Annotated in this window: 24 protein-coding genes; 4 read left to right on the top strand and 20 right to left on the bottom strand. The window is 70.1% G+C overall.

Annotation, left to right across the window (positions count from 1 at the left end; genetic code table 11):
* Nucleotides 1–61: 61 nt before the first annotated feature.
* From QNI14_RS01095 to prmC, 8 genes are all read right to left on the bottom strand, one after another.
* Entirely contained in the window at nt 62–850 is a 789-nt protein-coding gene (locus tag QNI14_RS01095) for a F0F1 ATP synthase subunit delta (protein WP_283714339.1), read from the bottom strand.
* Nucleotides 850–1,404: a F0F1 ATP synthase subunit B gene (locus QNI14_RS01090; RefSeq protein ID WP_283714338.1), complete on the bottom strand. Its 555-nt coding sequence runs from the start codon at nt 1,402–1,404 to the stop codon at nt 850–852. The genes QNI14_RS01095 and QNI14_RS01090 overlap by 1 nt, the downstream gene beginning before the upstream one ends.
* A gap of 28 nt (nt 1,405–1,432) precedes the next feature.
* Complete coding sequence (gene atpE / locus QNI14_RS01085; protein ID WP_064001481.1) at nt 1,433–1,666, bottom strand: ATP synthase F0 subunit C; 234 nt, start codon at nt 1,664–1,666, stop codon at nt 1,433–1,435.
* A 46-nt stretch (nt 1,667–1,712) separates the two neighbouring features.
* The gene (atpB, locus tag QNI14_RS01080; protein WP_283714337.1) at nt 1,713–2,540 is read right to left on the bottom strand and encodes a F0F1 ATP synthase subunit A; all 828 of its coding nucleotides are present in this window, start codon (nt 2,538–2,540) and stop codon (nt 1,713–1,715) included.
* Between the two features lie 94 nt (nt 2,541–2,634).
* The gene (locus tag QNI14_RS01075) at nt 2,635–3,135 is read right to left on the bottom strand and encodes a Cg1360 family ATP-synthase-associated protein (protein WP_283714336.1); all 501 of its coding nucleotides are present in this window, start codon (nt 3,133–3,135) and stop codon (nt 2,635–2,637) included.
* Entirely contained in the window at nt 3,132–4,292 is a 1,161-nt protein-coding gene (locus QNI14_RS01070) for an MraY family glycosyltransferase (protein WP_283714335.1), read from the bottom strand. Before QNI14_RS01070 ends, QNI14_RS01075 begins: the two co-directional genes overlap by 4 nt.
* Nucleotides 4,289–4,975 carry an L-threonylcarbamoyladenylate synthase gene (locus QNI14_RS01065; RefSeq protein WP_283714334.1) on the bottom strand — a complete coding sequence of 229 codons (687 nt, stop codon included), beginning with the start codon at nt 4,973–4,975 and terminating at the stop codon, nt 4,289–4,291. Before QNI14_RS01065 ends, QNI14_RS01070 begins: the two co-directional genes overlap by 4 nt.
* 70 nt (nt 4,976–5,045) lie before the next feature.
* Nucleotides 5,046–5,936 carry a peptide chain release factor N(5)-glutamine methyltransferase gene (gene prmC, locus QNI14_RS01060; protein ID WP_283714853.1) on the bottom strand — a complete coding sequence of 297 codons (891 nt, stop codon included), beginning with the start codon at nt 5,934–5,936 and terminating at the stop codon, nt 5,046–5,048.
* A gap of 130 nt (nt 5,937–6,066) precedes the next feature.
* Between prmC and cysK (QNI14_RS01055) the strand changes: the two genes are divergently transcribed.
* Genes cysK (QNI14_RS01055) through epsC form a run of 3 tightly spaced genes read left to right on the top strand, consistent with a single transcriptional unit; the run spans nt 6,067 to nt 8,557 of the window.
* A complete protein-coding gene (gene cysK, locus QNI14_RS01055) occupies nt 6,067–7,002 on the top strand; it encodes a cysteine synthase A (RefSeq protein ID WP_283714333.1) in 936 nt (311 codons plus the stop codon).
* Between the two features lie 32 nt (nt 7,003–7,034).
* Nucleotides 7,035–7,982 carry a cysteine synthase A gene (cysK, locus tag QNI14_RS01050; protein WP_283714332.1) on the top strand — a complete coding sequence of 316 codons (948 nt, stop codon included), beginning with the start codon at nt 7,035–7,037 and terminating at the stop codon, nt 7,980–7,982.
* An 11-nt stretch (nt 7,983–7,993) separates the two neighbouring features.
* Nucleotides 7,994–8,557 (top strand): serine O-acetyltransferase EpsC, encoded by a 564-nt coding sequence (gene epsC / locus QNI14_RS01045; RefSeq protein WP_283714852.1) that lies wholly within the window; start codon nt 7,994–7,996, stop codon nt 8,555–8,557.
* Between the two features lie 109 nt (nt 8,558–8,666).
* On the opposite strand, the gene prfA is transcribed toward epsC, so the two are convergent.
* The 10 genes from prfA to QNI14_RS00995 all read right to left on the bottom strand — a co-directional run bounded on the left by prfA (nt 8,667) and on the right by QNI14_RS00995 (nt 21,287).
* The gene (gene prfA, locus QNI14_RS01040; protein ID WP_283714331.1) at nt 8,667–9,740 is read right to left on the bottom strand and encodes a peptide chain release factor 1; all 1,074 of its coding nucleotides are present in this window, start codon (nt 9,738–9,740) and stop codon (nt 8,667–8,669) included.
* Between the two features lie 12 nt (nt 9,741–9,752).
* Nucleotides 9,753–11,651: a transcription termination factor Rho gene (gene rho / locus QNI14_RS01035; protein ID WP_283714330.1), complete on the bottom strand. Its 1,899-nt coding sequence runs from the start codon at nt 11,649–11,651 to the stop codon at nt 9,753–9,755.
* 165 nt (nt 11,652–11,816) lie between these two features.
* Entirely contained in the window at nt 11,817–12,749 is a 933-nt protein-coding gene (thrB, locus tag QNI14_RS01030; RefSeq protein ID WP_283714329.1) for a homoserine kinase, read from the bottom strand.
* A complete protein-coding gene (thrC, locus tag QNI14_RS01025; protein WP_283714328.1) occupies nt 12,746–13,828 on the bottom strand; it encodes a threonine synthase in 1,083 nt (360 codons plus the stop codon). Before thrC ends, thrB begins: the two co-directional genes overlap by 4 nt.
* Nucleotide 13,829: 1 nt before the next feature.
* Nucleotides 13,830–15,167 (bottom strand): homoserine dehydrogenase, encoded by a 1,338-nt coding sequence (locus QNI14_RS01020; protein ID WP_283714327.1) that lies wholly within the window; start codon nt 15,165–15,167, stop codon nt 13,830–13,832.
* Nucleotides 15,164–16,582, bottom strand: a complete 1,419-nt coding sequence (gene lysA, locus QNI14_RS01015; RefSeq protein ID WP_283714326.1) for a diaminopimelate decarboxylase — start codon at nt 16,580–16,582, stop codon at nt 15,164–15,166. The genes QNI14_RS01020 and lysA overlap by 4 nt, the downstream gene beginning before the upstream one ends.
* A 130-nt stretch (nt 16,583–16,712) precedes the next feature.
* A complete protein-coding gene (locus tag QNI14_RS01010) occupies nt 16,713–17,483 on the bottom strand; it encodes an LmeA family phospholipid-binding protein (protein ID WP_283714325.1) in 771 nt (256 codons plus the stop codon).
* Between the two features lies 1 nt (nt 17,484).
* Nucleotides 17,485–19,152, bottom strand: coding sequence for an arginine--tRNA ligase (locus QNI14_RS01005; protein ID WP_283714324.1), 1,668 nt, complete (start codon nt 19,150–19,152; stop codon nt 17,485–17,487).
* A gap of 51 nt (nt 19,153–19,203) precedes the next feature.
* Nucleotides 19,204–20,373, bottom strand: a complete 1,170-nt coding sequence (locus QNI14_RS01000; protein WP_283714323.1) for a sensor histidine kinase — start codon at nt 20,371–20,373, stop codon at nt 19,204–19,206.
* An 89-nt stretch (nt 20,374–20,462) separates the two neighbouring features.
* Entirely contained in the window at nt 20,463–21,287 is an 825-nt protein-coding gene (locus QNI14_RS00995; protein WP_283714322.1) for a transglutaminase-like domain-containing protein, read from the bottom strand.
* A gap of 67 nt (nt 21,288–21,354) precedes the next feature.
* Here QNI14_RS00995 and QNI14_RS00990 point away from each other — a divergent pair, with 67 nt between their 5' ends.
* The gene (locus tag QNI14_RS00990; protein WP_283714321.1) at nt 21,355–22,140 is read left to right on the top strand and encodes an SGNH/GDSL hydrolase family protein; all 786 of its coding nucleotides are present in this window, start codon (nt 21,355–21,357) and stop codon (nt 22,138–22,140) included.
* A 17-nt stretch (nt 22,141–22,157) separates the two neighbouring features.
* Here the strand turns inward: QNI14_RS00990 and QNI14_RS00985 are convergent, their stop codons facing one another.
* A complete protein-coding gene (locus QNI14_RS00985; protein ID WP_283714320.1) occupies nt 22,158–22,802 on the bottom strand; it encodes an NAD(P)H-binding protein in 645 nt (214 codons plus the stop codon).
* 25 nt (nt 22,803–22,827) lie between these two features.
* Complete coding sequence (locus QNI14_RS00980; protein ID WP_283714319.1) at nt 22,828–23,544, bottom strand: NUDIX hydrolase; 717 nt, start codon at nt 23,542–23,544, stop codon at nt 22,828–22,830.

Raw genomic sequence — 23,544 nt, 5'->3', positions numbered from 1 at the left:
CTTGTGAGGTCTGGTGGCGGGCGCTCGGCCCGCCGGGTCCGCTCCGGTGGAGCGGGAAAAGTCAGCCCGCCAGGCGCTGGCGGAGATCGCCCAATCGGGACGACACGGTGGCGTCGATGACGTCGTCACCGATCTCGATGCGGACACCGCCGACGACCGACGGCTCGACCACGACGTTCACCGAGACCTCGGTGCCGTAGCGGCCGGCGAGCGTGCGCTGCAGACGCGCCGTCTGCTCTGCGCTCAGCGCCGACGCGGCGTACACCGTGGCGACGGTGCGGCCGCGCTGGTCGGCGACCAGGCGCAGGGCACGGCTGAGCATCGAACGCACCCGACGCTCACGCGGGAGCTGCACGAGCGACGACGTGATCAGCACGGTCGCCGCGGAGGCGCGGCCACCGAGCAGCTTCTCGATGAGCGCGCCCTTGGCGGACGCGTCACCGAGGCGGCTGCCGAGTGCGAGCTCGAGCTCGGGGTTCGCCGCGATCGTGCGGACGACACCGAACAGCTCGGCCTCGATGTCGACCTTCGGGTCGGCGATGGCGGCGGCGCGGATGGCGGCCTCCTCGATGCCCGACAGCAGGTCACCCGAGGACGACCAGCGCTCAGCGGCGGCAGCCTGCAGGACGGCGACAGCGCCGGCGGACGACCCGCCGAACACCTTCGCGACGACCTGCTGCCGCGCCGCGGCGGGCGCCGACGCATCGGACAGCGCGCCGCTCAGCTGCGACGAGCCGGCCAGGACGCGGACCGCGGCGAACAGCTCGCGGGCCACGTCGAGGTCGACGCTCGGCGCGGCCTCGAGGGCCGACGTCGTCGCCGCAAGGGCCTGAGTGGTCGCGCTGCCCATTACTGGGCCGCCTTCTCGGATGCCTCGAGGTCGGCGAGGAAGCGGTCGACCACGGCCTGTGCCTTGGCGTCGTCCGACAGGGTCTCACCGATCACGCCGCCCGCGAGGTCGAGGGCGAGCGTGCCCACCTCGCTGCGGAGCGAGACGAGCGCGGTCTGGCGCTCGGCCTCGATCTGGGTGTGCGCGGCTGCCGTGAGGCGGGAGGCCTCGGCCGAAGCCGTGTCCCTCGCCTCGGCGACGATCTTCTTGCCGTCCTCGCGGGCGGCATCGCGGATCTCGCCGGCTTCCTTGCGCGCCTCGGCCAGCTGCGAGGTGTACTCCTCGAGCGCGGCCTCTGCCTTGCGCTGCGCCTCGTCGGCCTTCGCGATGTTGCCCTCGATGGCGGCAGCGCGCTGGTCGAGGAGCACCTGCATCTTCGGAAGGGCGACCTTCCAGAAGACGGCCAGGATCACGATGAAGCAGACGCCCGACCAGATGATGTCGTACCACGCCGGGATGAGGGGGTTGTAGGTCTCCCCCTCCTCCGCCGCGTACGCGACAAGAGCGTTCAGCATCCTGTCTCCTTAGGAATCTGTGTCTGGATCAGACGAAGATGAAGTAGGTCGCGATACCGATGAAGGCGAGCGCCTCGGTGAAGGCGATACCGATGAACATCAGGACCTGGAGGCGACCGGCCAGCTCAGGCTGACGGGCCACACCCTCGATCGTCTTGCCGACGACGATGCCCACGCCGATGGCGGGGCCGATGGCGGCGAGGCCGTAACCCATCGTCGCGACGTTGCCCTCGAGGGCGGCGAGAACCGTAGTTGCGTCCACGGAGGTGTTTCCTTTCGGTTGGATGGCTCGGCGTGCGCCGGACCGCTTAGTGCTCTTCTGCCACCGCGAGCTGGATGTAGACCGCGGTGAGGATGGCGAAGACGTATGCCTGGAGGAAGGCGACGAAGATCTCGAACAGCGTGAAGGCGAACCCGAAGGCGAGCGTGCCTGCAGCGAGGGCCGAGTACCAGCCGCCGATGTCGAGGAGGAAGAACTGCGTCGCCGCGAAGAAGAGGACGAGCATGAGGTGCCCGACGATCATGTTCATCAGCAGTCGCAGGGTGAGCGTCACCGGACGGATGATGAACGTCGACAGGAACTCGAGCGGGATGATGATGATGTAGAGCGGCCACGGCACGCCCGACGGCATCAGCGAGTTCTTGAAGAAGGCACCCGGGTTGTGCTTGATGCCCGCGTAGATGAACGTCACGTAGGCGACGATCGCGAGCAGCAACGGCACGGCGACGATCGAGGAACCGGCGATGTTCAGGAACGGGATGACACCCGTGATGTTCATGAACAAGACCATGAAGAAGATGGTCGTCAGGATCGGCAGGAATCGCTTGCCGTCCTTCTTGCCGAGCAGGTCCTCCGCGATGTTGACGCGGACGAAGTCCAGGCCCATCTCGACGATGCTCTGGAACCGACCGGGGACGACCGTCATGCGACGGGTGCCGAGCCAGAAGATGAGCACGATGGCGATCGTCGCGAGGAACTGGATCAGGTGGATCCGGTTGATGACGAGGTCGCCGATCTGGAAGACCGCCTCGGGGAAGAACTCCGAAATCGAGGGCCCATGGAATTCAGGGGCGTGCTCTTCGGCGGCAGTAGCGATCAGGGTCGCAGCTTGAGTAAACAGCGCTAGCTCCAGCATTGGGGCGTCGGTTTGCGAAACCGAGGCGACGATGGTCGGTGAGCTTACTCCGCAGATGTTCCCGTCGGGATCAGGCGGGCTCGAGAACAGCCTATCAGTCCCGCGGCTGCGGCGAGTCCCCCTTCGGAGCCTCTTCGGGGTCGATGTCGGCCGCGGTGGGCAGCGTGACGTCGCTCGCGTGCGGGATCCGCATCTTCAACATGACGACGACGTCGATGGCGAGCGAGGCGAGGATGCTGACCACCAGCGCGACCAAGAAGATGAGCGGCACGAGCCACGGCTGGTCGCGGACCACGAACAGGACAACGAGGAAGAGCACGAACTTCAGGATCCACGCACCCATGACCGATCCGAAGAAGATCGGGACGAACAGTGCATCCCCGTACCAGCGGTTCGCGAGCAGGATCGAGCCGGCCGTCATCGCGAGGAAGACCGCGGCGGTCAGGACCGCGACGAGTGCGCTCCACAGTCCCGGGACGCCGGCGATGAGGAGACCCACGACCGCGCCGACGACGACGAGAGCGCCGGTTGCTGCGGCCGACCACAGGAGGGTGCGCCGGAGCACCAGCGTCGACGAGAGGGAGGGAGCACTCATGAGGAGACCTTCGAGTCGGATGCCGCGGGGACGGCACGGCGGGAGGGCGGGAGGGTGACCAGGACGCAGGCGATCGCGCCGAGGAAGAAGAAGCCGACGCCGGGCAGGTAGAGCCCGGGCCAGCCGGAAGTGGTGCCGATGTACATCAGCAGCACCGACAGCGAGATGATCGCGGTCCACGCGTAGAACACGAAGACCGCATTGCGGTCGGTGTGGCCCATGTCGAGCATGCGGTGGTGCATGTGCTGACGGTCGGGCGAGAACGGCGACTTGCCGCGCGCCGTGCGTCTGATCACCGCAAGCCCGAAATCGAGCAGCGGCAGCAGGACGACGACGATGGGGAGAATCACCGGGATGAAGGCACCGATGAGCTGGGAGCGACCGAAGAGGTCGTTGTCGGCGAGGAGCTGGGGCGGCAGATTGCCTGTGACGACGATCGCGGACGACGCCATCATCAGCCCGAGCAGCAGCGCACCGGCATCCCCCATGAACATCTTCGCGGGGTTCCAGTTGAACGGCAGGAAACCGGCGCAGACACCGAGGAGCACCACCGTGATGAAGACGGCGGTGTTCGTCTGGGCGCTGTTGTCGAAGTCCCGCGCGAGCAGCGCCGAGTACGCGAAGAACACGGCGTTCGCGATGAGGCAGACGCCGGCGACGAGACCGTCGAGGCCGTCGATGAAGTTGACGGCGTTCATGACGACGACGATCGCGAGGATCGAGATCGTCGCGCTCGGCCAGCCGGACGCGATCACCTGACTCCCGAAGGGCAGGTAGTAGATCTGGATGCCGCCGACCCCGACGACGATCCACGCGGCGGCGAACTGCGCGCCGAGCTTGATCATCCAGTCGAGGTCCCAGAGGTCGTCGGCGACGCCGACGAGGACCATCAGCGTCGCGGCCCCCAGTAGCGCCCACATGCGGGTCGGGTTCTCCCAGACGATGGCGAACGCCGGCATCTGCGAGGAGATGAGGAACATCGCGACGAGACCCAGGAACATCGCGATGCCGCCGAGGCGGGGCGTGGGCCGCTTGTGGACGTCGCGCTCACGGATCGCCGGGTGCAACCGGTAGCGGATCGCGACCTTCCAGACGACCCACGAGAGTGCGAAGGTGATCGCCGCGGTGATGAGGAAGGCGATCAGGTAGTCCTTCACGCGTCGTCGGCTTCGTCGGGGTCAGGCTCCAACAGGTCGCCGAGCACCTCGCGCAGCTGGGCCCGCGAGATCGCGCCCTCGCGGAGCACGGCAACCGGCCGCTGCGTATCGCCGACGAGCCCCGTCGCGTCGACGATCGTCGATGAGACGCCCGTCGAGACGATGCCGCCGTCGAGGTAGACCGCGACGCTGTCGCCGAGCATGTCGACCGCGGCATCCGCATCGAGTGCCGCCGGCTTGCCGGTCTTGTTCGCACTCGACACGGCGAGCGGCCCGCACTCCTCGAGGAGCTCGAGTGCGAACTTGTCGTCCGGCATGCGGACCGCGACGGTGCCGTGGGTCTCCCCCAGGTCCCACGTCAGCGACGGCTGGGCCGGCAGGACGATCGTGAGTCCCCCCGGCCAGAACCGCTCGACCAGCCGCTCGACGGCCTCGGGAACCTCGGCGACGAGTGCGCGCATGGTGGCTGCGCCCGACACCAGCACGGGCGGCGGCGACTGACGTCCGCGCCCCTTGGCGGCGAGGAGACGCGCCACCGCGGCGGCGTTGAACGCGTCGGCGGCCACGCCGTAGACGGTGTCGGTGGGCATGACGATGAGCTCGCCGCGGCCGATGGCCTGGCGTGCACGCCGCACCGCGGAGATCAACTGGTCCGGGTCGCGGCAATCGAGCACAGGAGACATGTCGACTCCAGTCTACGGTGGCGGCGCGCCGGCACTCTGGCCGTCGACTTCGAGCGGCGACGAGCCGGGATCAGGGGCGCAGTGCGGTGGTGGCCCGGTCGCGGAGGGTGAGGTCGCGGTGGGTGGCGGTGGCCAGCCACCCGTCGGCGGTGAGGAGATCGCGGATCGGTTCGCCCTGCCACTCGCCGTGCTCGATCACGAGCGTGCCGCCCGCATGCAGCAGGCGCATCGCGACACCCGACAGCACACGGACGACATCGAGCCCGTCGGCGCCGCCGTAGAGCGCGGCCGGCGGGTCCCAGAACCGCACCTCCGGGTCGCGCGGGATCGCCTCGTCCGGCACGTAGGGCGGGTTCGAGACCACGACCGACACCGTGCCGTCGAGCTCCGGGAAGGCGTCGGCGAGATCGATGAATGCGAGTCGCGCGTGCGGCGCGTTCGCGGCGAAGTTCTCCTTCGCCCAGATGAACGCCTCGACCGAATTCTCAGCCGCGTGCACCCGGGCGTGCGGGACCTCGGTCGCCATCGCGAGCGCGAGGGCGCCGCTGCCGGTGCCGAGATCGACGCCGATCGGCGTCTCGGACGCCGTGGCGCGGAGCGCGTCGATCGCGAGCTGCGCGACCATCTCGGTCTCCGGGCGAGGCACGAACACCCCGGGGCCGACGCGCAGCTCGAGGTGGCGGAACGGCGCCGAGCCGGTGAGGTGCTGCAGCGGCTCGCGGGCGGCCCGACGCACGACGAGCGCTTCGAAGACATCGGCGACGTGCTCCGGCATCCGATCGCCTCGGACCGACGCGGCGGCGAGCTCGCCCCGGCCGATGCCCAGGACGTGGGCCGCGAGGAGTTCGGCGTCGACGTCGGGCGTCGTGACGCCGGCGTTCGCGAGGCGCACGGCAGCGGCCCGCACGGCGCGACCGAGGTCGTGCTCGACGGGCGAATCGGGTGTCGGCGTGGTGAGCATGGGCATCCCTACGATACCGGCGCAGACACCGAGGCTTCCCGCGGCGTCACACTCGGCCCACCCGACGCTTCGCGCCCGTAGGCTTGACGCGCACCGACGACCGTTGCCCGCCCGCACGAAAGGCCCCCTCATGACCGGCATCCACTCCGACATCACGAGCGCATTCGGAAACACCCCCCTCGTCCGACTCAACCGCGTGTCCGAGGGTCTCCCCGGCACCGTGCTCGCGAAGCTCGAGTTCTACAACCCGGCGTCGTCGGTCAAGGACCGTCTCGGCATCGCCATCGTGGATGCTGCTGAAGCCTCGGGCGAGCTGCAGCCCGGCGGCACCATCGTCGAGGGAACGAGCGGCAACACCGGCATCGCGCTCGCGATGGTCGGCGCCGCCCGCGGGTACAAGGTCATCCTGACGATGCCGTCGTCGATGTCGATCGAGCGTCGGATGCTGCTGAAGGCATACGGCGCCGAGCTCGTCCTCACCGACCCGTCGCTCGGCATGAAGGGCGCCGTCGCCGAGGCCGAGAAGATCGCCGGCGAGACGCCCGGCGCCGTCCTCGCGAAGCAGTTCGCGAACCAGGCGAACGTCGAGATCCACAAGAAGACCACCGCCGAGGAGATCCTCCGCGACACCGACGGCGAGATAGGCTACTTCGTCGCCGGCATCGGGACCGGCGGCACGATCACCGGCGTCGGCCAGGTGCTCAAGGAGCGCGCACCCGAGGCGAAGGTCGTAGCCGTCGAGCCCAAGGACTCGCCGCTGCTCACCGAGGGCAAGCCCGGGCCGCACAAGATCCAGGGCATCGGCCCGAACTTCATCCCGCCGATCCTCGACCAGGGCGTCATCGACGAGGTGCAGGACGTCACGTTCGACGACGCGATCGCCACCGCCCGTGAGGTCGCGACGAAGGAAGGCATCCTCGTCGGGATCTCCTCCGGTGCCGCTGTCTGGGCCGCGCTCCAGGTCGCCGCGCGTCCCGAGGCCGCCGGCAAGAACATCGTCGTGATCATCCCCTCGTTCGGCGAGCGGTACCTCTCGACCGCGCTCTACGAGCACCTCCGCGACTGACCCGCACTCCCCCGACGATCGAAAGCGCAGCAGTGCCCGGCATTCTCCCCGACATCACCCACGCCTTCGGCGACACTCCCCTGGTGCGGCTGAACGCGCTCACCGAGGGGCTCCACGCCGAGGTGCTCGCCAAGCTCGAGTTCTACAACCCGGGCGCGAGCGTCAAGGACCGCCTCGGCTACGCGCTCGTCGAAGCGGCCGAGGCCGCGGGCGAGCTCGAGCCGGGCGGGACGATCGTCGAGTCCACGAGCGGCAACACGGGCATCGCCCTCGCGCTCATCGGTGCGACACGCGGCTACAAGGTGATCCTCACGATGCCGGCATCCATGTCGAAGGAGCGGCGCACGCTGCTGAAGGCCTATGGAGCCGAACTCGTCCTCACCGATCCGTACAAGGGCATGACCGAGGCCGTCGACACCGCGAAGCGGATCGTCGACGAGACGCCGGGCGCGATCCTGGCGCGCCAGTTCGAGCACGAGGCGAACGCCGCGATCCACCGCCGCACGACGGCGGAGGAGATCTGGCGCGACACCGACGGGCGCATCGACTGGTTCGTCGCCGGCTCGGGCACCGGCGGCACCGTCACCGGCGTCGGGCAGGCACTGAAGGCGAAGGATGCCGCGGTCAAGGTGGCGCTCGTCGAACCGAAGGACTCCCCCGTGCTCACCGAGGGTCGCGCGGGCGGCCACCGGATCCAGGGCATCGGGCCGAACTTCGTCCCCGACGTGCTCGACCGATCGGTCGTCGACGAGATCTTCGACGCCGAGTTCGACGACGCGATCGCCGTGGCGCGCGACTTGGCGACGCGGGAGGGCATCCTCGCCGGGATGTCGGCGGGCGCGGCGGTCTGGGCGGCGCTCGAGATCGCGAAGCGTCCCGAGTCGGCGGGGCAGCGCATCGTCGTCATCATCCCCGACGCGGGCGAACGCTATCTGTCGACCGCCCTCTACGCGCACCTCCGCGAGGAGGAGCCGGCGTGAGTGCCGGCGACATGCTGCACGCGGTCCGCGAAGACATCGCGGCCGCGAAGCTCCGCGACCCCGCCGCCCGTGGCGCCCTCGAGATCGCCGTCCTGTATCCCGGTCTGCACGCCGTGTGGAGTCATCGTATCTCGCACGCGCTCTGGCAGCGCGGCCTGCGCTTCCCCGCGCGCGCCATCTCGCAGGTGACGCGGTGGCTGACCGGCATCGAGATCCACCCCGGTGCGGTCATCGGCCGCCGGTTCTTCATCGACCACGGCATGGGTGTCGTGATCGGTGAGACCGCCGAGGTCGGCGACGACGTCATGCTGTACCACGGTGTGACGCTCGGTGGCCGGACGCGGGACGGCGGCAAGCGGCATCCCACCCTCGAGGACGGCGTCGCGGTCGGCGCCGGCGCGAAGATCCTCGGCCCCGTCGTGATCGGGGCGCACTCGGTCGTCGGCGCGAACGCCGTCGTCACGAAGGACGCGCCCGCAGACTCGGTCCTCGTCGGTGTGCCGGCACGGGCGCGTCGCCGCACCGCGAGCGAGGACACCCGCGCACTGCTGACGGCTCCCGAGTACCACATCTGAGCCGCCGCGCTCCGCGGGCTACTCACGGAGCACCCGCGAGAAACCACGCTACGCGCGAGACACACCCCCGCGGGTGGTTTCTCGCGCCGGAGTGGTTTCTCGACGCGCGTCAGGAGCCGAGCGCGGCCAGGCGAGCCTCTTCGTCGGCGGTGATCGCCGACTCCACGATGGGGGCGAGCGCGCCGTCCATCACCTGGTCGAGGTTGTAGGCCTTGTAACCCGTACGGTGATCCGCTATCCGGTTCTCCGGGAAGTTGTACGTGCGGATGCGCTCCGAGCGGTCCATGCCGCGGATCTGCGAACGACGGGCATCGGATGCCGCGGCATCCAGCTCCTCCTGCTGCTTCGCGAGCAACCGGGCGCGCAGCACGCGCATGCCGGCCTCGCGGTTCTGCAGCTGGCTCTTCTCGTTCTGCATCGACACGACGATCCCGGTCGGCACGTGCGTGATGCGCACGGCCGAGTCCGTCGTGTTGACGGATTGCCCGCCGGGGCCGGAAGAGCGGAAGACGTCGATCTTCAGGTCGTTCGGGTCGATCGCGATCTCTTCGGGTTCGTCGACCTCGGGGAACACCAGCACACCGGTGGTGGAGGTGTGGATGCGGCCCTGCGACTCGGTCGCGGGAACCCGCTGCACGCGGTGCACACCGCCCTCGTACTTGAGGTGCGCCCACACGCCCTGCGCCGGATCGGAGCTCGACCCCTTGATCGCGACCTGGACGTCCTTGTAGCCGCCCAGGTCGGACTCGTTGCGTTCGAGGAGTTCGGTCTTCCATCCCATGGATGCCGCGTACTGCACGTACATCCGCAAGAGGTCGGCGGCGAACAGGGCCGATTCGGCGCCACCCTCCCCCGCCTTGATCTCCATGATCACGTCGCGGGCGTCGTCGGGGTCGCGCGGGATCAGCAGGCGACGCAGCTTCTCCTGCGCCGCCGCCAGCTGCTCCTCGAGCGCGGGGACCTCGTCGGCGAACGCGGCGTCCTCACGGGCGAGCTCACGCGCTGCCTCGAGATCGTCGGATGCCGCCGCCCAGGCGTCGTGCGCCGCGACGATGCGCGACAGCTCGGCGTAGCGCCGGTTGACGCGCTTCGCGCGGGGCGCGTCGGCGTGCACCGCGGGGTCGGAGAGTTCCTCCTGGACCGCGCGGTGCTCGTCGATCAGCGCCTGGACGGACTCGAACATCGAGCGGACGACTCAGCGGATGCTGTTGTCGTGCCCGTTGCTGTGGCCGCCGGCGGCGGGAGCCGGGATCGACTTCTGCATCTGCACGAGGAACTCGACGTTCGAGCCGGTCTCCTTGAGCTTGCCGAGCACGACCTCGAGCGCCTGGTGCGTGTCGAGGCCGGCGAGGGCGCGACGCAGCTTCCAGGTGATCTTGACCTCGTCGTTCGACAGCAGCATCTCCTCGCGGCGGGTCGACGACGCGTTGACGTCGACGGCCGGGAAGATGCGCTTGTCGGCGAGCTGACGCGACAGGCGCAGCTCGCTGTTGCCGGTGCCCTTGAACTCCTCGAAGATGACCTCATCCATCTTGGAGCCGGTCTCGACGAGCGCGGTCGCGAGGATCGTCAGCGAACCGCCGTTCTCGATATTGCGCGCGGCGCCGAAGAAGCGCTTGGGCGGGTAGAGCGCCGACGCGTCGACGCCACCAGTGAGCACACGGCCCGACGTAGGCGCCGAGATGTTGTAGGCGCGGCCGAGGCGGGTGATCGAGTCGAGGAGCACGACGACGTCGCGACCGAGTTCGACGAGGCGCTTCGCGCGCTCGATGGCGAGCTCTGCGACGGTCGTGTGGTCCTCGGCGGGACGGTCGAAGGTCGACGCGACGACCTCGCCCTTGACGGTGCGCTGCATGTCGGTGACCTCTTCGGGGCGCTCGTCGACGAGCACGACCATGAGGTGGACCTCGGGGTTGTTGATCGCGATGGCGTTCGCGATCTGCTGCAGCACGATCGTCTTGCCGGCCTTGGGCGGCGCGACGATGAGGCCGCGCTGCCCCTTGCCGATCGGTGCGACGAGGTCGATGATGCGCTGCGTGAGCTTCTCGGGCGCGGTCTCGAGGCGCAGACGCTCCTGCGGGTACAGGGGCGTCAGCTTCGAGAACTCGACACGGTTCGCGGCATCCTCGACCGACAGGCCGTTGATCGCGTCGACCTTGACGAGCGCGTTGTACTTCTGGCGGCTCGACTGCTCGCCCTCGCGGGGCTGCTTGATCGCGCCGACGACGGCGTCGCCCTTGCGGAGGTTGTACTTCTTGACCTGACCGAGCGAGACGTAGACGTCGCTCTGGCCGGGCAGGTAACCGGTCGTGCGGACGAACGCGTAGTTGTCGAGCACGTCGAGGATGCCGGCGATCGGGATGAGCACGTCATCGTCGCCGATCTCGGTGTCGAACTCGTCGTTCTGGCCCTGACCGCGACGCTTGTTGCGCTGGCGACCGCGGCCCTGGCCCTGCTCGTCGTCGGACTTCTCCTCGACAGCGGGCTTGTCCGCGGCGTTCTGGGCGTTGCCGTTTTGGCTGTTGCCAGTCTCGGACTTGTTGCGGCTGCGGCTGCGCGAGCGGCTGCGCGAGCGGCTGCGGCCGGTGCCCTCGCCCTCCGCAGGCTTGTCACCCTCGGCGGGCTTCTCGGCGTCGGTGGCCTTCTCGGCGTCGGCGGATGCCTCGCCCTCAGCGGGCTGCGCGGCGTCGGCGGATGCCTCGCCGTCGGCGGGCTTCTCGGGGTCGGCTGCGGGCGCCTCGGCGGTGGTGGTCTCGACTGCGGCGGCTGCCGCTGCGACCTCGGCGGTCTCAGTCTCGGCGGGCGTCTCGTCGGCCGGCGCAGCCTCGGCGGCGGGCGCCTCGGCGGGGGCGTCCGTGCTCTTCGCACGGCGGGGGGCGCGCTTGCGCGGTGCCTTGGCGGGCTTGTCGGCCGGTGCGGCCTCCTCGACGGGAGTCGCGTCTGCAGCGGGCGCTGCGTCTTCGACGGGCGCCTCGGCAGCCGGTGCCTCAGCAGCAGGGGCCTCGGCGACGGTCTCGGTCGCGGGCGCCTCAGCGGCGGGGGCCTCGGTGGTGGCGACGTCGTCGCCGGTCTGGATCTCGGAGATGGACTCCACGAGTGCTCTCTTTCAGATGGTGAACGTTTAGAACCGCGACAGACTCCGTCCACGACGGAGACCGATCCACAGGCGGGAGTTCAGGCGAACCCAGGTGATGCGCCGACCCGATGAGTGGGGATGTGCGGTGCTTCGCAGATTGCGATGGAGGGCAGATTCACGTGACTACGTGGCATCCTCCGTGTTGTCCCTCACTGTACCACCCTTGACATCGACGGCCAGCAGGAGCGGGAGCCACCGCGTGTCGGTGAGGGAGGCGGCGTGCTGGGCGGCGTCGAGCCGGCGGCCCGGACCGTCGGCGAGGACGAGGACGCTGGGTCCGGCACCCGAGACGACCGCCGCGAACCCCGCTGCTCGGAGGCCCCGGACGAGTGCGTCGGTCTCGGGCATGGCCTGGGCGCGATAGGACTGGTGCAGCTTGTCCTCGGTGGCGGCCATGAGCAGTTCGGGGCTCTGGGTGAGCGCGGCGATGAGCAGCGCCGACCGCGAGACGTTGAACACGGCGTCCTCGCGGGTCACCTGGAGCGGCGCGAGCCCGCGGGCGACCGAGGTCGACATCGTGAACTCCGGCACGAACACGAGCGGCGAGACGCCGCGGTGCACGCCGAGCTTCTTGTGCTGCGGGCCGTAGTCGTCGACCCACGCGATCGTGAGGCCGCCGAACAGCGCCGGTGCGACGTTGTCGGGGTGCCCCTCGATCTCGGTCGCGAGGCGCAGCAACGTCTCGGGGCCGAGCTCGACGTCGCCTGCCAGCAGACCTTTCGCGGCGAGGAGGCCCGCCACGACGGCTGCGCCGGAGGACCCCATGCCGCGGCCGTGCGGGATCGTGTTGTGCGCCGTGAGTCGGATGCCGGGCATGGTGCGGCCGACCGCCTCGAAGGCGTACGCGATCGAGCGGACGACGAGGTGCGAGGCATCCGTGGGGACGTCGGCCGCACCCTCGCCGGTGACCTCGATCTCGAGGCCGGGCCCAGGGAGCACGGTCACGACGAGCTCGTCGTGGACGCTCAGCGCGAGGCCGAGCGTGTCGAACCCCGGGCCGAGGTTCGCGCTCGTCGCCGGAACGCTGACGGCGACGCTGCGTCCTGGCGTGGTCATCCCTGAACGGGCGTGAGGTCGAGTGCCGAAGCGACTTCGCTGGTGGTCGCGTCGACGACGAGCGGCTCAACCTGCGAGCCGTCCGCGGCGCGGAGCGCCCACTGCGGGTCCTTGAGGCCGTGGCCCGTGACGGTGAGGACGACCTTCGCGCCGGCGGGGATGACGCCCGCCTCGGCGCGGTCGAGCAGGCCCGCGACACTGATCGCGGATGCCGGCTCGACGAAGACGCCGACAGTGCTCGACAGCAGCTTCTGGGCCGCGAGGATGCGCTCATCGTCGATCGCGCCGAACCAGCCGTCGGTCGCGGCCTTCGCTTCGAGGGCGAGATCCCACGAGGCGGGGTTGCCGATGCGGATCGCCGAGGCGATGGTCTCGGGGTTGCGGACGACCTCGCCGCGGACGAGCGGCGCGGAACCCTCGGCCTGGAAGCCGAACATGCGGGGCACGCGCGTGGCGACGCCGCGCTCGGCCTCTTCGCGGTACCCGCGCGAGTACGCGGTGTAGTTGCCGGCGTTGCCGACGGGGATGAAGTGGAAGTCGGGCGCGTCGCCGAGCTGGGAGACGATCTCGTACGCGGCGGTCTTCTGACCCTCGATACGGTCGGGGTTCACCGAGTTCACCAGGTGCACCTTGTAGCCGGTGGCGAGCTCACGGGCGATCTCGAGGCAGTCGTCGAAGTTGCCGCGGATCTGGATGAGCGACCCGCCGTGGGCGACGGCCTGGCTGAGCTTGCCCATCGCGATCTTGCCCTCGGGAACGAGCACGGCGGCGGTGATGCCCGCGTGCGCGGCGTAGGCCGCTGCCGACGCCGACGTGTTGCCGGTCGAGGCGCAGATGACGGCCTCGGCGCCGTGCTCGACGGCGCGCGAGAGCGCGACGGTCATGCCGCGGTCCTTGAACGACCCGGTCGGGTTCATGCCCTCGAACTTCACGTACACGTCGGCACCGGTCAGCTTCGACAGCGACGGCGCCGGGATGAGCGGCGTGCCGCCCTCCCCCAGCGTGACGACGGTCGAGGCGTCGGTGACGCCGAGCCGATCGGCGAACTCGCGGAGGACTCCGCGCCAGACATGCACCATCTCAGTCTCCTTCTACGCGCAGGACCGACACCACCCGCCGCACCGCGGGGTTCGCGGCGAGGCGGTCGACGGTGTCGGAGAGATCCTGCTCCCGTGCCGTGTGGGTTCCGATGACGAGGTGCGCGATCGCGCCCTCGGATGCCTCGTCGGCGGTGCCGGCCGAGGTGGTCTGTTCGACGGTCGCGATCGAGACGCGTCCGTCGCTGAGGATGCCGGCGACCGTGGCGAGGACGCCCGGCTTGTCGTCGACTTCGAGCGTGATCTGGCAGCTCGTCGAGATGCGCCCGATCGGGACGATCGGGAGGTTCGCACGGGTTGACTCGCCGACGCCCGGACCACCGGCGAGGTGGCGGCGGGCGGCCGAGACGACATCGCCGAGGACGGCCGAGGCGGTCTGCACGCCGCCCGCGCCGGCGCCGTAGAACATCAGGTCGCCGGCAGCTTCGGCCTCGACGAACACCGCGTTGTTCGCGCCGTGGACGGATGCCAGCGGGTGCTCGCGCGGCACGAGTGCGGGGTACACGCGGACCGAGATCGCTTCACCGGTCGGCGCGGCGTCGGGCTGGTCGACGAGACGCTCGCAGACGGCGAGCAGCTTGACGACATAGCCCGCCTTGCGTGCCGCGTCGATGATGCCGGCGTCGATGTGCGTGATGCCCTCGCGGTGGACCGCGTCGAGCGGCACCGAGGTGTGGAAGGCGAGGCTCGCGAGGATCGCCGCCTTCTGCGCGGCGTCGTAGGCCTCGACGTCGGCGGTCGGGTCGGCTTCTGCGTAGCCGAGGCGCTGCGCGTCGGCGAGGACCTCGTCGAAGTCGGATCCCTCGCGGTCCATGCGGTCGAGGATGTAGTTCGTCGTGCCGTTGACGATGCCCATGATCCGGCGCACGCGATCGCCGGCGAGCGAGTCGCGCAGCGGGCGGATGATCGGGATCGCGCCGGCCACGGCGGCCTCGTAGGCGACGGTCGCCCCGACGCGGTCGGCCGCCTCGAAGAGCTCGGTGCCGTGCGTCGCGAGCAGCGCCTTGTTGGCGGTGACCACGTCGGCGCCGGAGTTCAGTGCGTGCAGGATTCGGGTGCGCGCGGGCTCGAGCCCGCCGGTGACCTCGATGACGATGTCGGCGCCGGCGATGAGCGTGTCGGCATCCGTCGTGTAGAGCTCACGGGGCAGGTCGACCTCGCGCGGCGCGTCGACGTCGCGCACGGCGATGCCGACGAGGTCGAGCGGGGCGCCGGCGCGCTCGGCGAGCTCGTCGGCGTGCGTCACGAGCAGGCGGGCGACCTGCGATCCGACGGCGCCCGCGCCGAGCAGCGCGACACGGAGGCGGCGGGGTTCGATCATGCGGATCCCTCCGGAGACGAGCGCACGACACCGACGTCGCGCGCGAGCAGGTCGTCGACGGTCTCGCCGCGGACGATGAGACGGGCGGTGCCGCCGGCGACCGCCACGACGGGCGGGCGGGGCACATAGTTGTAGTTGCTCGCGAGCGAGTAGCAGTAGGCGCCGGTGGCGGGCACCGCGAGGAGATCGCCGGGGGCGACGTCGCCCGGCAGGTACTCCGCGTCCACGACGATGTCGCCCGACTCGCAGTGACGACCCACGACGCGGCTGAGTGCGGGGGCAGCCGGGCTCGTGCGCGAAGCGATCCGTGCGGAGTAGTGCGCGCCGTAGAGCGCAGGGCGGGCGTTGTCGCTCATGCCGCCGTCGACGCTCACGTATCGACGCTCGAGGTCGTCTGAGACCCGCACCGGCTTCACGGTGCCGACCGAGTACAGCGTGACGCCGGCCTGCCCGACGATGGTGCGACCGGGCTCGAAGGCGAGTTCGGGCAGCGGAATACCGCGGCCCGCGCACTCGCGCGCGACGGCGTCGACGATGCCGTCGGCCAGCGCCTCGATCGGTGTGGGGTCGTCGTTCGTCGTGTAGGCGATGCCGAATCCTCCCCCGAGGTTCAGGAGCGGCACATCGCCTCCGGCGAGGAGCTCGGCGTGCACCTCGACGAGGCGGGCCGCCGACTCCGCGAACCCCGCGGTGCCGAAGATCTGCGAACCGATGTGGCAGTGGAGGCCGACGAAGCGAAGCGACGCGTGCTCGCGGATGCGGGCGACGACGGCCGCGGCATCCGTCAGCGCGAAGCCGAATTTCTGGTCTTCGTGCGCCGTCGCGAGGAAGTCGTGGGTCTCGGCGTGAACGCCACTGTTGACGCGCACGAGCACGTCCTGCACCGTCCCGGCTTCGGCTGCGGCGGCGGCGACCCGCTCGATCTCGACGAGGCTGTCGAGGATGATCGTGCCGACGCCGACCCGCACGGCTGTGTCGATCTCGGGCAGCAGCTTGTTGTTGCCGTGCAGGCCGAGGCGCGATGGCTCCGCACCGGCAGCGAGCGCGACGGCGAGTTCCCCTCCCGAAGCGACGTCGACGCGCAGGCCCTCCGCGGTCACCCAGCGGACGACTTCGGTCGAGAGGAACGCCTTGCCGGCGTAATACACGCGGACGGCGCCGTCGTGACGGGATGCCGCCGACTCGAACGCCTCACGGACCCGCCGGGCGCGAGCGCGGACGGCATCTTCGTCGAGGACGTAGAGCGGCGTGCCGAACTGCGCGGCGAGATCGGTCGCGGCGACACCGCCGAGGTGCAGCACCCCGTGGTCGTCGCGGACGGCGGCATCTGGCCAGACACCAGAGACCAGGGCGTTCGCGTCTTCCGGCGCGACGAGCCACTCGGGCACGGCCGGACGTTCGGAGGCGGTGGACACGCAGGGGCACCAATCGGTGTGGGAACGGGTACTGGCCGGCGGCATGACCACGCCCGCGCAGTGCCCACAGTCTAGGGCACCGTCTATGCCCGACCCGGACCGTGTGACGCCCCGGGACAGTCCGCCGACGTCAGTCGCAGGTGCCCGACTGCTGCGCCGACGCGTCGCGCAGGATCGCGCTGTCGATCTCGAAATCAGCGACGACGGTGGCCCCGTCGACGGCGACGTCGGTGAGGGTGAGCGCCGCGGGAAGGTACTCCGCGATGCACACTGGCCACTGTTCGGCGAACGAGCCGAGGAGCGGCCCCGCCTGCTGGCGCAGAGCATCGGCAGAAATCTCGGTGCCGGCGAGGAGGAACGTCGTCGGGGAGAGCAGGATGTCGCCCTCTTCGGCGCCGACCTCGAGCCGCACGCCGAGCGGGATCGCCTGTCCGAAGAGCTCGAGCTCGGTGTCGAGCGCTACCTCGGGGTCGTCGAGACTGAAGCTGTCGACCGGGAACCCGTCGGCCTGTCCGAGGAGCGCTCGCATCTGCGCCTCGTCGAGGGTGACGCGCGCCTGCCCGCCACTCCAGTCCGTCCCACCCCACACCGGCACGTCCTGGAGGGCGACCTCGACGTCACCGGTGAGTCCTTCGACCTCGACGTCCTGCGCTGACAACGTCATCTCGGTCAGGCTGCCGACGACGAGATACGGCAACAGCACCGGACCGGGGAGCCCGACATCGATCTGCTGGTCCTCGGCGAGCCCGAGGTTCGCGACGAGCTGGTCGCGGATGATCGTCGGCGCGAGCGTACGCGCCACGACTTCGGCACCGACCATCAGTGCGACGAGCACCACCACGACCGCGCCGACGATCCACCCCGCCTTCCGGCGGCGTCGTGGCGCGTTCGAGGTCGTCACGTCACATCCGCTCGGGTGCGCTCACACCGAGAAGGTCGAGGCCGTTGCGCAGCACCTGACCGGTCGCGTCGTTCAACCAGAGGCGCGTGCGGTGCAGGTCGGTGATCTCCTCGTCGCCCAGCGGGGTGACGCGGCACGAGTCGTACCACCGGTGGTACAGGCTCGCGAGCTCTTCGAGGTAGCGCGCGACGCGGTGCGGCTCGCGCAGTTCGGCCGCGAAGGCGACCAGGCGTGGGAACTCCTGCAGCGCGCCGAGGAGCGCCGACTCGGTCTCGTGGTCGAGCAGCTCCGGCGCGAACGCGTCGCGCATCACACCCGAGTCGGCCGCGTTGCGGGCGACGTTGTGCGTGCGGGCGTGCGCGTACTGCACGTAGAAGACGGGGTTGTCGTTCGTGCGCTTGCGGAGGATCTCGGGGTCGAGCGTCAGCGGCGAGTCGGCCGGGTAGCGCGCGAGCGAGTAGCGCAGCGCGTCGGTACCGAGCCAGTCGCGCAGGTCGTCGAGCTCGATGATGTTGCCGGCACGCTTGGACAGGCGTGCACCGTTCACCGAAACGAGCTGCCCGATGAGCACCTCGATGTCCTTCTCGGGGTCGTCGCCCGCCGCACCGGCGAGCGCCTTGAGACGGTGGACGTAGCCGTGGTGGTCGGCGCCGAGCAGGTAGATCTTGTGCGCGAAGCCGCGGTCGCCCTTGTTGAGGTAGTACGCGGCGTCGGCGGCGAAGTAGGTGTACTCGCCGTTCGAACGGCGGATGACGCGGTCCTTGTCGTCGCCGAAGTCGGTCGTGCGCACCCAGACGGCGCCTTCCTGGTCGAAGACGTGGCCCTGCTCGCGGAGGCGGTCGACGGCCTCGTCGACGAGGCTCGGAGCTCCGTCCTCACCGGCGGCGTGGAGCGTCCGCTCGCTGAACCACACGTCGAAGTGGACGTTGAACTTCACGAGGGACGCCTGCAGGTCGCCGAGCTGGAACTCGTAGCCACGGTCGCGGGCGACGGTCACCTGCTCGTCCTCGGGGAGGTCGAGGATGCCCGGCTCGGCAGTTTTCACGCGCGCGGCGAGCTCGTCGATGTAGGCGCCCGGGTACCCGTCCTCGGGAGTCGGCTCGCCCTTGATCGCAGCCAACACGGAGCGACCGAAGCGCTCCATCTGCGCGCCGGCGTCGTTGATGTAGAACTCGCGGACGAGCGTCGCGCCACTGGCGAGCAGGAGGCGCGCGATCGCATCGCCGAGCGCGGCCCAACGGGTGTGGCCGATGTGCATCGGACCGGTCGGGTTCGCGCTCACGAACTCGAGGTTGATCGAGTTGCCGTCCTGCGAGCGGTTGGAGCCGAACGCGGCGCCTGCCTCGACGATCGTCTTCGCGAGGGCGCCCGCGGCAGCGGCATCCAATCGGATGTTGATGAACCCGGGCCCGGCGACCTCGACCGATGCGATGCCATCGGCGGCGCCGAGCGCGTCGGCGATCTCAGCCGCCAGCTCGCGCGGGTTCGCACCGACCTGCTTGCTGAGCTTGAGCGCGGCGTTGGACGCCCAGTCGCCGTGGTCGCGGTTCTTCGGGCGCTCCACCGGGAAGTCGGCGGCGGTGAGACCGTCGGATGCGCCCACGCGTCGCGCCTCGACGAGGGGGGCGATGACGGCGAGCAGGGCGGCGGAGAGGGCGTCGGGGTTCATAGCCCTCCAAGTCTACGTTCGGCGGGTCGCCGCCGACGCCTTGGGTCCCCGTCAGGCGGGGAAGACCGCCCACACGCGGGCACCGCCGAGCGGCGCCGTGTCGATCCCGATCCGACCACCGTGTGCTTCGACGACACGGCGACAGGTCGACAGCCCGATCCCGAACCCCGGCGCGTCCGTGTTCGACCCGCGCTCGAGCGGTTCGAACACGAGGTCGCGTTCGTCCTCCGGGATGCCGCGGCCATTGTCGTCCACCGTGAGCCGGACGCCCCCGGTGACAGCCTCCGTCCGCACCTCGACGCGAGGACGGTCGCCGCGGGCACCGGCGAACTTGATGGCGTTGCCGACGAGGTTCTGGATCAGGACGCCGAGGAGTGTGGGGTCGCCATTCACCGTCGTCGACGCGTCGACGATGACCTCGGCGTCGTGGTCGACGCCGGCGCTGCGGAGATCTTCAACGGTGGCGGACACGAGCGGCGCGACGTCGACGGCCTTCGGTCGCAGTGGCGCGCCGCCCACCCGGGCGTAGTCGAGGAGGCGGCCGATCATGCCCGCCATCCGCTCGGCGGCAGACTCGGCCCGCGAGAGCGCGCGCGTCGCCGCCGGCAGGTCGGCGACTTCGGGGACCTCGGCGGCGAGCTCGATGTACCCGGTGAGTGCGGTGAGCGGGTTGCGCAGATCGTGGGCGACCTGCGCAGCGAAGCTTTCGAGCTGCTCGTTCGATTCGCCGAGCTCACGGGTGATGCGGCGCAGCTCCAGCACGTCGACGATCTGGTGCGCGATCAGCTTCAGCGCAGCGCTGTCGTCATCGGCGAGATCGCGGGCGTAGTCGTCGAACACGCAGATCGACCCGATCGGCACTCCGACTGGCGTGACGAGGGGACTCGACGCGTAGAAGCGGACGTTCGCGATCTCGCCCGTCACGAACGGATTCGAGGCGAACCGGTCGTCGAGCGTCGCATCGCGGACCACGGTGTGCCCGGGCTTGCGGAACACGACGGCGCACATCGAGTCCTCACGACTACAGTCCGATGGTTCGAAGCCGACCGCGGCGATCTGATGCTGGAACCGGTCGTCGATGAGGTTGATGACCGCCGTGGGCACGTCGCAGACGGTCGCGGCGAGCTGCACCAGGCCTTCGAGGTCGGGCTCGGGCGGGCGCCCGACCACGCCGTAGTCCTCGATGATGGCGCGCCGGATGGCGTCGTCAGCCGTCTTCACATCTGCCCCCAGAGCGGTTCGAAGACCTCACACGGTATATCGATTGCCTACACACTAGTGCCGCGCACGGGGCGGGAGACGACTCCGGATCAGCCGATCGTGACCAGTGCCGTCCGGTCGTCCATGAGCGGATCGGATGCCGCAGCGATGACGCCCGTGTCACCCTCGACGACCGCGTCGACGACCATCCGCTGCAACGCGAGGTTGCCCCCGTAGTAGCTGAGGAACGCGCAGTCGGCGGCATCCCTCCCGGTGGCGATGCGGATGAGGCCGTGCCGGTTCGCGAGCCTGGTGGCGTCGAGCACGCGCCAGGCGCCGTCGAGCCACGCCTCGGCGACGGCGTGGAAGTCCATGGGGACGAGCCCCGGCGCGTAGCAGGCGACGTAGCGCGCAGGGACGTCCATGGCGCGCAGCAGCGCGATGACGAGGTGCGCATAGTCGCGGCACACCCCCTGCCCCGTGGACAGGGTGGTGAGTGCTGAATCGGTGCCCTGCGACAGCCCTGGCGAGTAGGTCACCGAGTCGAAGACGTACTGCTCGACCGCGGTCAGCAGCTCCGCACCGCGCAGCCCGCCGAACTGTCTGCGGGCATGCCCGAACACGGCGTCCGACGGCGCGTACCGGCTCGGCCGGAGAAAGACCGCAGTCTGCAGGCCGTCGGCGTCGAGCGGCGGCGCACCGGTCTCGACGGTCGCCTGATACCGGACGCGGACCGGTCCCGGCTCGACGCGCAGGCGGTGCAAGCGGGTGCCGACGAGGTCGCCGACTTCGTCGGGCTGCAGCGCACCGGCGTCGCTCTCGATCGTGAACGATTCCGCGCGAAGCGGGGTCACGCTCGACACCGCGACCGCCAGAATCAGGTCGAGCGAGCCTTCGATGTCGAGGTCGAGTTCAGCTCGGACGAGGCGTTGCACCGAGCAATCCTCGCACGCGTGGGAACCCATGGCGCCGGTGTCATCCGGAATCGCTTACCCTCTTCGCATGACTTCCGAACGACGCGCGCGCACGTGGGGCCTCGGCGCCATCGCGGCCGGGGTCGCCGCGGTCGTCGCGCTGTCGGCATGGCAGCCGTGGAATCGACCCTCGGCGATCGACTCGGCGGCCGTCGGCGCATCCGGCATCAGCACCGAAGCGCTCTCTGTGCCGGCGGACGCCGACGTGCTCGTGTTCGGCGACTCGTGGACGTACGGGTCGGCCGCAACTCGACCCACCGACGGGTACGCGTATCAGCTCGGCGACCTCACCGGGTGGAATGTGACCGTCGACGGCGTCCGCGGATCGGGGTACATGAAGCCGGGCATCGACGGCCCCGAGTTCGGCACACGTGCGAGCTGGCTCGATCCCGCCGAGGACTACGACCTCGTCATCATCCAGGGCTCGATCAACGACCGCCTGCAGGGTGCCCGCGGGTACCGCGAGCGTGTCGCGGAAGTGTGGGACCGGTTCGAGCGGACCTACCCGAACGCGCAGATCGTGATCTTCGGGCCGACGCCGCACCAGTTCCCGGTCGACGAGGGGACCGCGCGCATCGACGGCGACCTCGAGGCCGAGGCCGCCGAGCGCGGCTGGTGGTACATCTCGCCGCTCACCGAGCAGTGGATCACGCCGTCGAACTATCTCGACTACATCGACACCGGGGTCGGCAACAAGCACCCGTCCGACGCCGGGCACACCTACCTCGCCGAGAAGCTCGCCGAGGCGTTGCGCGATCGCAGCGCGACCACCGACGCGGGCACCGAGGCACCGCTCGAGCCCGTCGCGCCGTGACCGCGCCGCGCTGACACTCAGGCGCGGATCGCCTCCGCGATCGGGACGTCACCGCTGTTGAAGCTAATCGTCCGCCCGATGGTCGAGTCGTCGTCGACGGATGCCGCGACCACGGCTGCCACGTCGGCGCGCGACACCGACCCCGAGGTCTCCGCTGCGGTGTCGATGCGACCCGTCGGCGCGTCCAGGGTCAACGCGGACGGTGCGAGGATCGTCCACTCGAGCGCCGACGCCGCGAGGTGCACATCGGCGGCTGCCTTCGCCTCGGCGTAGGCGAAGAACGAGTTATCGGGGTCGACACCGTGGTCGGGTCCGGCGCCGAAGTACGACACCATCACGTACCGGCGCGCGCCGGCCGCGAGCGCGGCATCCATCGATCGGATCGCGGCGTCACGGTCGACGGCGTACGTCCGGCGCGGGTCTCCCCCGCCGGCACCCGCCGACCAGATCACGACATCCGCGCCATCCATCAACTGCGTGAACTGTGCGGTGTCCAACGCCTCGATGTCCGCGACGAGTGGCGTGGCGCCGGTCGCGGCGACCTCGGCTTCGTGCGAAGGATTGCGGATCACGGCGGTGACCTCGTGACCGGATGCCACAAGGAGCGGCTCGGCCAGCAGTGCGACCTTGCCGTGTCCGCCGATCAGGAGAACGTGTGCCATTGGGGATTCCTTTCGTCAGGGTTCGTCATCGAGGCGGGGGCGCGAGCGGGATCTCGCGTCGTTCGTCCCACGACTCGGTCCAGCCGAGGCGGGTGAACAGGCCGTCGAGGATCATCGCGGTGAAGCCCCAGACGAGTCGCTCGCCACGAGCCGTCGGGAGCAGGAACGCCGGGCCCCGGAAGGTCTGTGCGTCCCGCCGCAGGACGGTGACACCGCGGTTTGCGGGATCGAGCAGATCGGCGACGGGTGCGCGGAACACGTCAGCGGACTCCGCTTCGTCTACGACGGCGACCGGGGACGGATGCCGCCACCACGCGAGGACCGGGGTGACGAGATGCCCGGAGTGCTCGAGCGGGATCGCCGGGAGGGTGCCGAGCACCTCGACGCCGCTCGGGTCGAGCCCCGTCTCCTCCTCGCCTTCCCGGAGCGCGGCGGCCACCACATCGGCGTCATCGGGGTCGACGCGCCCGCCCGGGAAGGCGACTTGACCGGGGTGCGCACGCAGGGTCTCCGCCCGCGAGAGCAAGAGCACATCGAGGTCGCGCGACACCGCAGCCGCCTGCGCGTCGCGTCCGCCGGGGCGGTCGTCGAGGACGCCGAACAGCATGAGCACCGCCGCCGATCGCGCGGTCGCGGCGCGTGGCATCCGCTGGGCGAAGGCGAGGATCGGATCGTCCGCCGCTGCGCCGGGGAGCGCGGCGAGCTGGGCCCGCGCACCGAGTTCCTGCGCCTCGACGGTCAT

Source organism: Microbacterium dauci (genome assembly GCF_030065535.1).
GTDB lineage: Bacteria > Actinomycetota > Actinomycetes > Actinomycetales > Microbacteriaceae > Microbacterium > Microbacterium dauci.
Note: the sequence above shows the minus strand (reverse complement) of the source record. Positions and strands in the feature narration are given on the sequence as shown.

Excerpts from the sequence above, each read along its gene's own strand:
- QNI14_RS01020 (WP_283714327.1), bottom strand. The coding sequence starts at position 15,167 with ATGATCGAACCCCGCCGCCTCCGTGTCGCGCTGCTCGGCGCGGGCGCC.
- QNI14_RS01075 (WP_283714336.1), bottom strand. The coding sequence starts at position 3,135 with ATGAGTGCTCCCTCCCTCTCGTCGACGCTGGTGCTCCGGCGCACCCTC.
- QNI14_RS00990 (WP_283714321.1), top strand. The coding sequence starts at position 21,355 with ATGACTTCCGAACGACGCGCGCGCACGTGGGGCCTCGGCGCCATCGCG.
- QNI14_RS01065 (WP_283714334.1), bottom strand. The coding sequence starts at position 4,975 with ATGTCTCCTGTGCTCGATTGCCGCGACCCGGACCAGTTGATCTCCGCG.
- prmC (WP_283714853.1), bottom strand. The coding sequence starts at position 5,936 with ATGCTCACCACGCCGACACCCGATTCGCCCGTCGAGCACGACCTCGGT.
- prfA (WP_283714331.1), bottom strand. The coding sequence starts at position 9,740 with ATGTTCGAGTCCGTCCAGGCGCTGATCGACGAGCACCGCGCGGTCCAG.
- QNI14_RS00985 (WP_283714320.1), bottom strand. The coding sequence starts at position 22,802 with ATGGCACACGTTCTCCTGATCGGCGGACACGGCAAGGTCGCACTGCTG.
- thrB (WP_283714329.1), bottom strand. The coding sequence starts at position 12,749 with ATGACCACGCCAGGACGCAGCGTCGCCGTCAGCGTTCCGGCGACGAGC.
- QNI14_RS01090 (WP_283714338.1), bottom strand. The coding sequence starts at position 1,404 with ATGCTGAACGCTCTTGTCGCGTACGCGGCGGAGGAGGGGGAGACCTAC.
- atpB (WP_283714337.1), bottom strand. The coding sequence starts at position 2,540 with ATGCTGGAGCTAGCGCTGTTTACTCAAGCTGCGACCCTGATCGCTACT.
- QNI14_RS00980 (WP_283714319.1), bottom strand. The coding sequence starts at position 23,544 with ATGACCGTCGAGGCGCAGGAACTCGGTGCGCGGGCCCAGCTCGCCGCG.
- QNI14_RS01005 (WP_283714324.1), bottom strand. The coding sequence starts at position 19,152 with ATGAACCCCGACGCCCTCTCCGCCGCCCTGCTCGCCGTCATCGCCCCC.
- QNI14_RS01095 (WP_283714339.1), bottom strand. The coding sequence starts at position 850 with ATGGGCAGCGCGACCACTCAGGCCCTTGCGGCGACGACGTCGGCCCTC.
- epsC (WP_283714852.1), top strand. The coding sequence starts at position 7,994 with ATGCTGCACGCGGTCCGCGAAGACATCGCGGCCGCGAAGCTCCGCGAC.
- thrC (WP_283714328.1), bottom strand. The coding sequence starts at position 13,828 with ATGGTGCATGTCTGGCGCGGAGTCCTCCGCGAGTTCGCCGATCGGCTC.
- cysK (WP_283714333.1), top strand. The coding sequence starts at position 6,067 with ATGACCGGCATCCACTCCGACATCACGAGCGCATTCGGAAACACCCCC.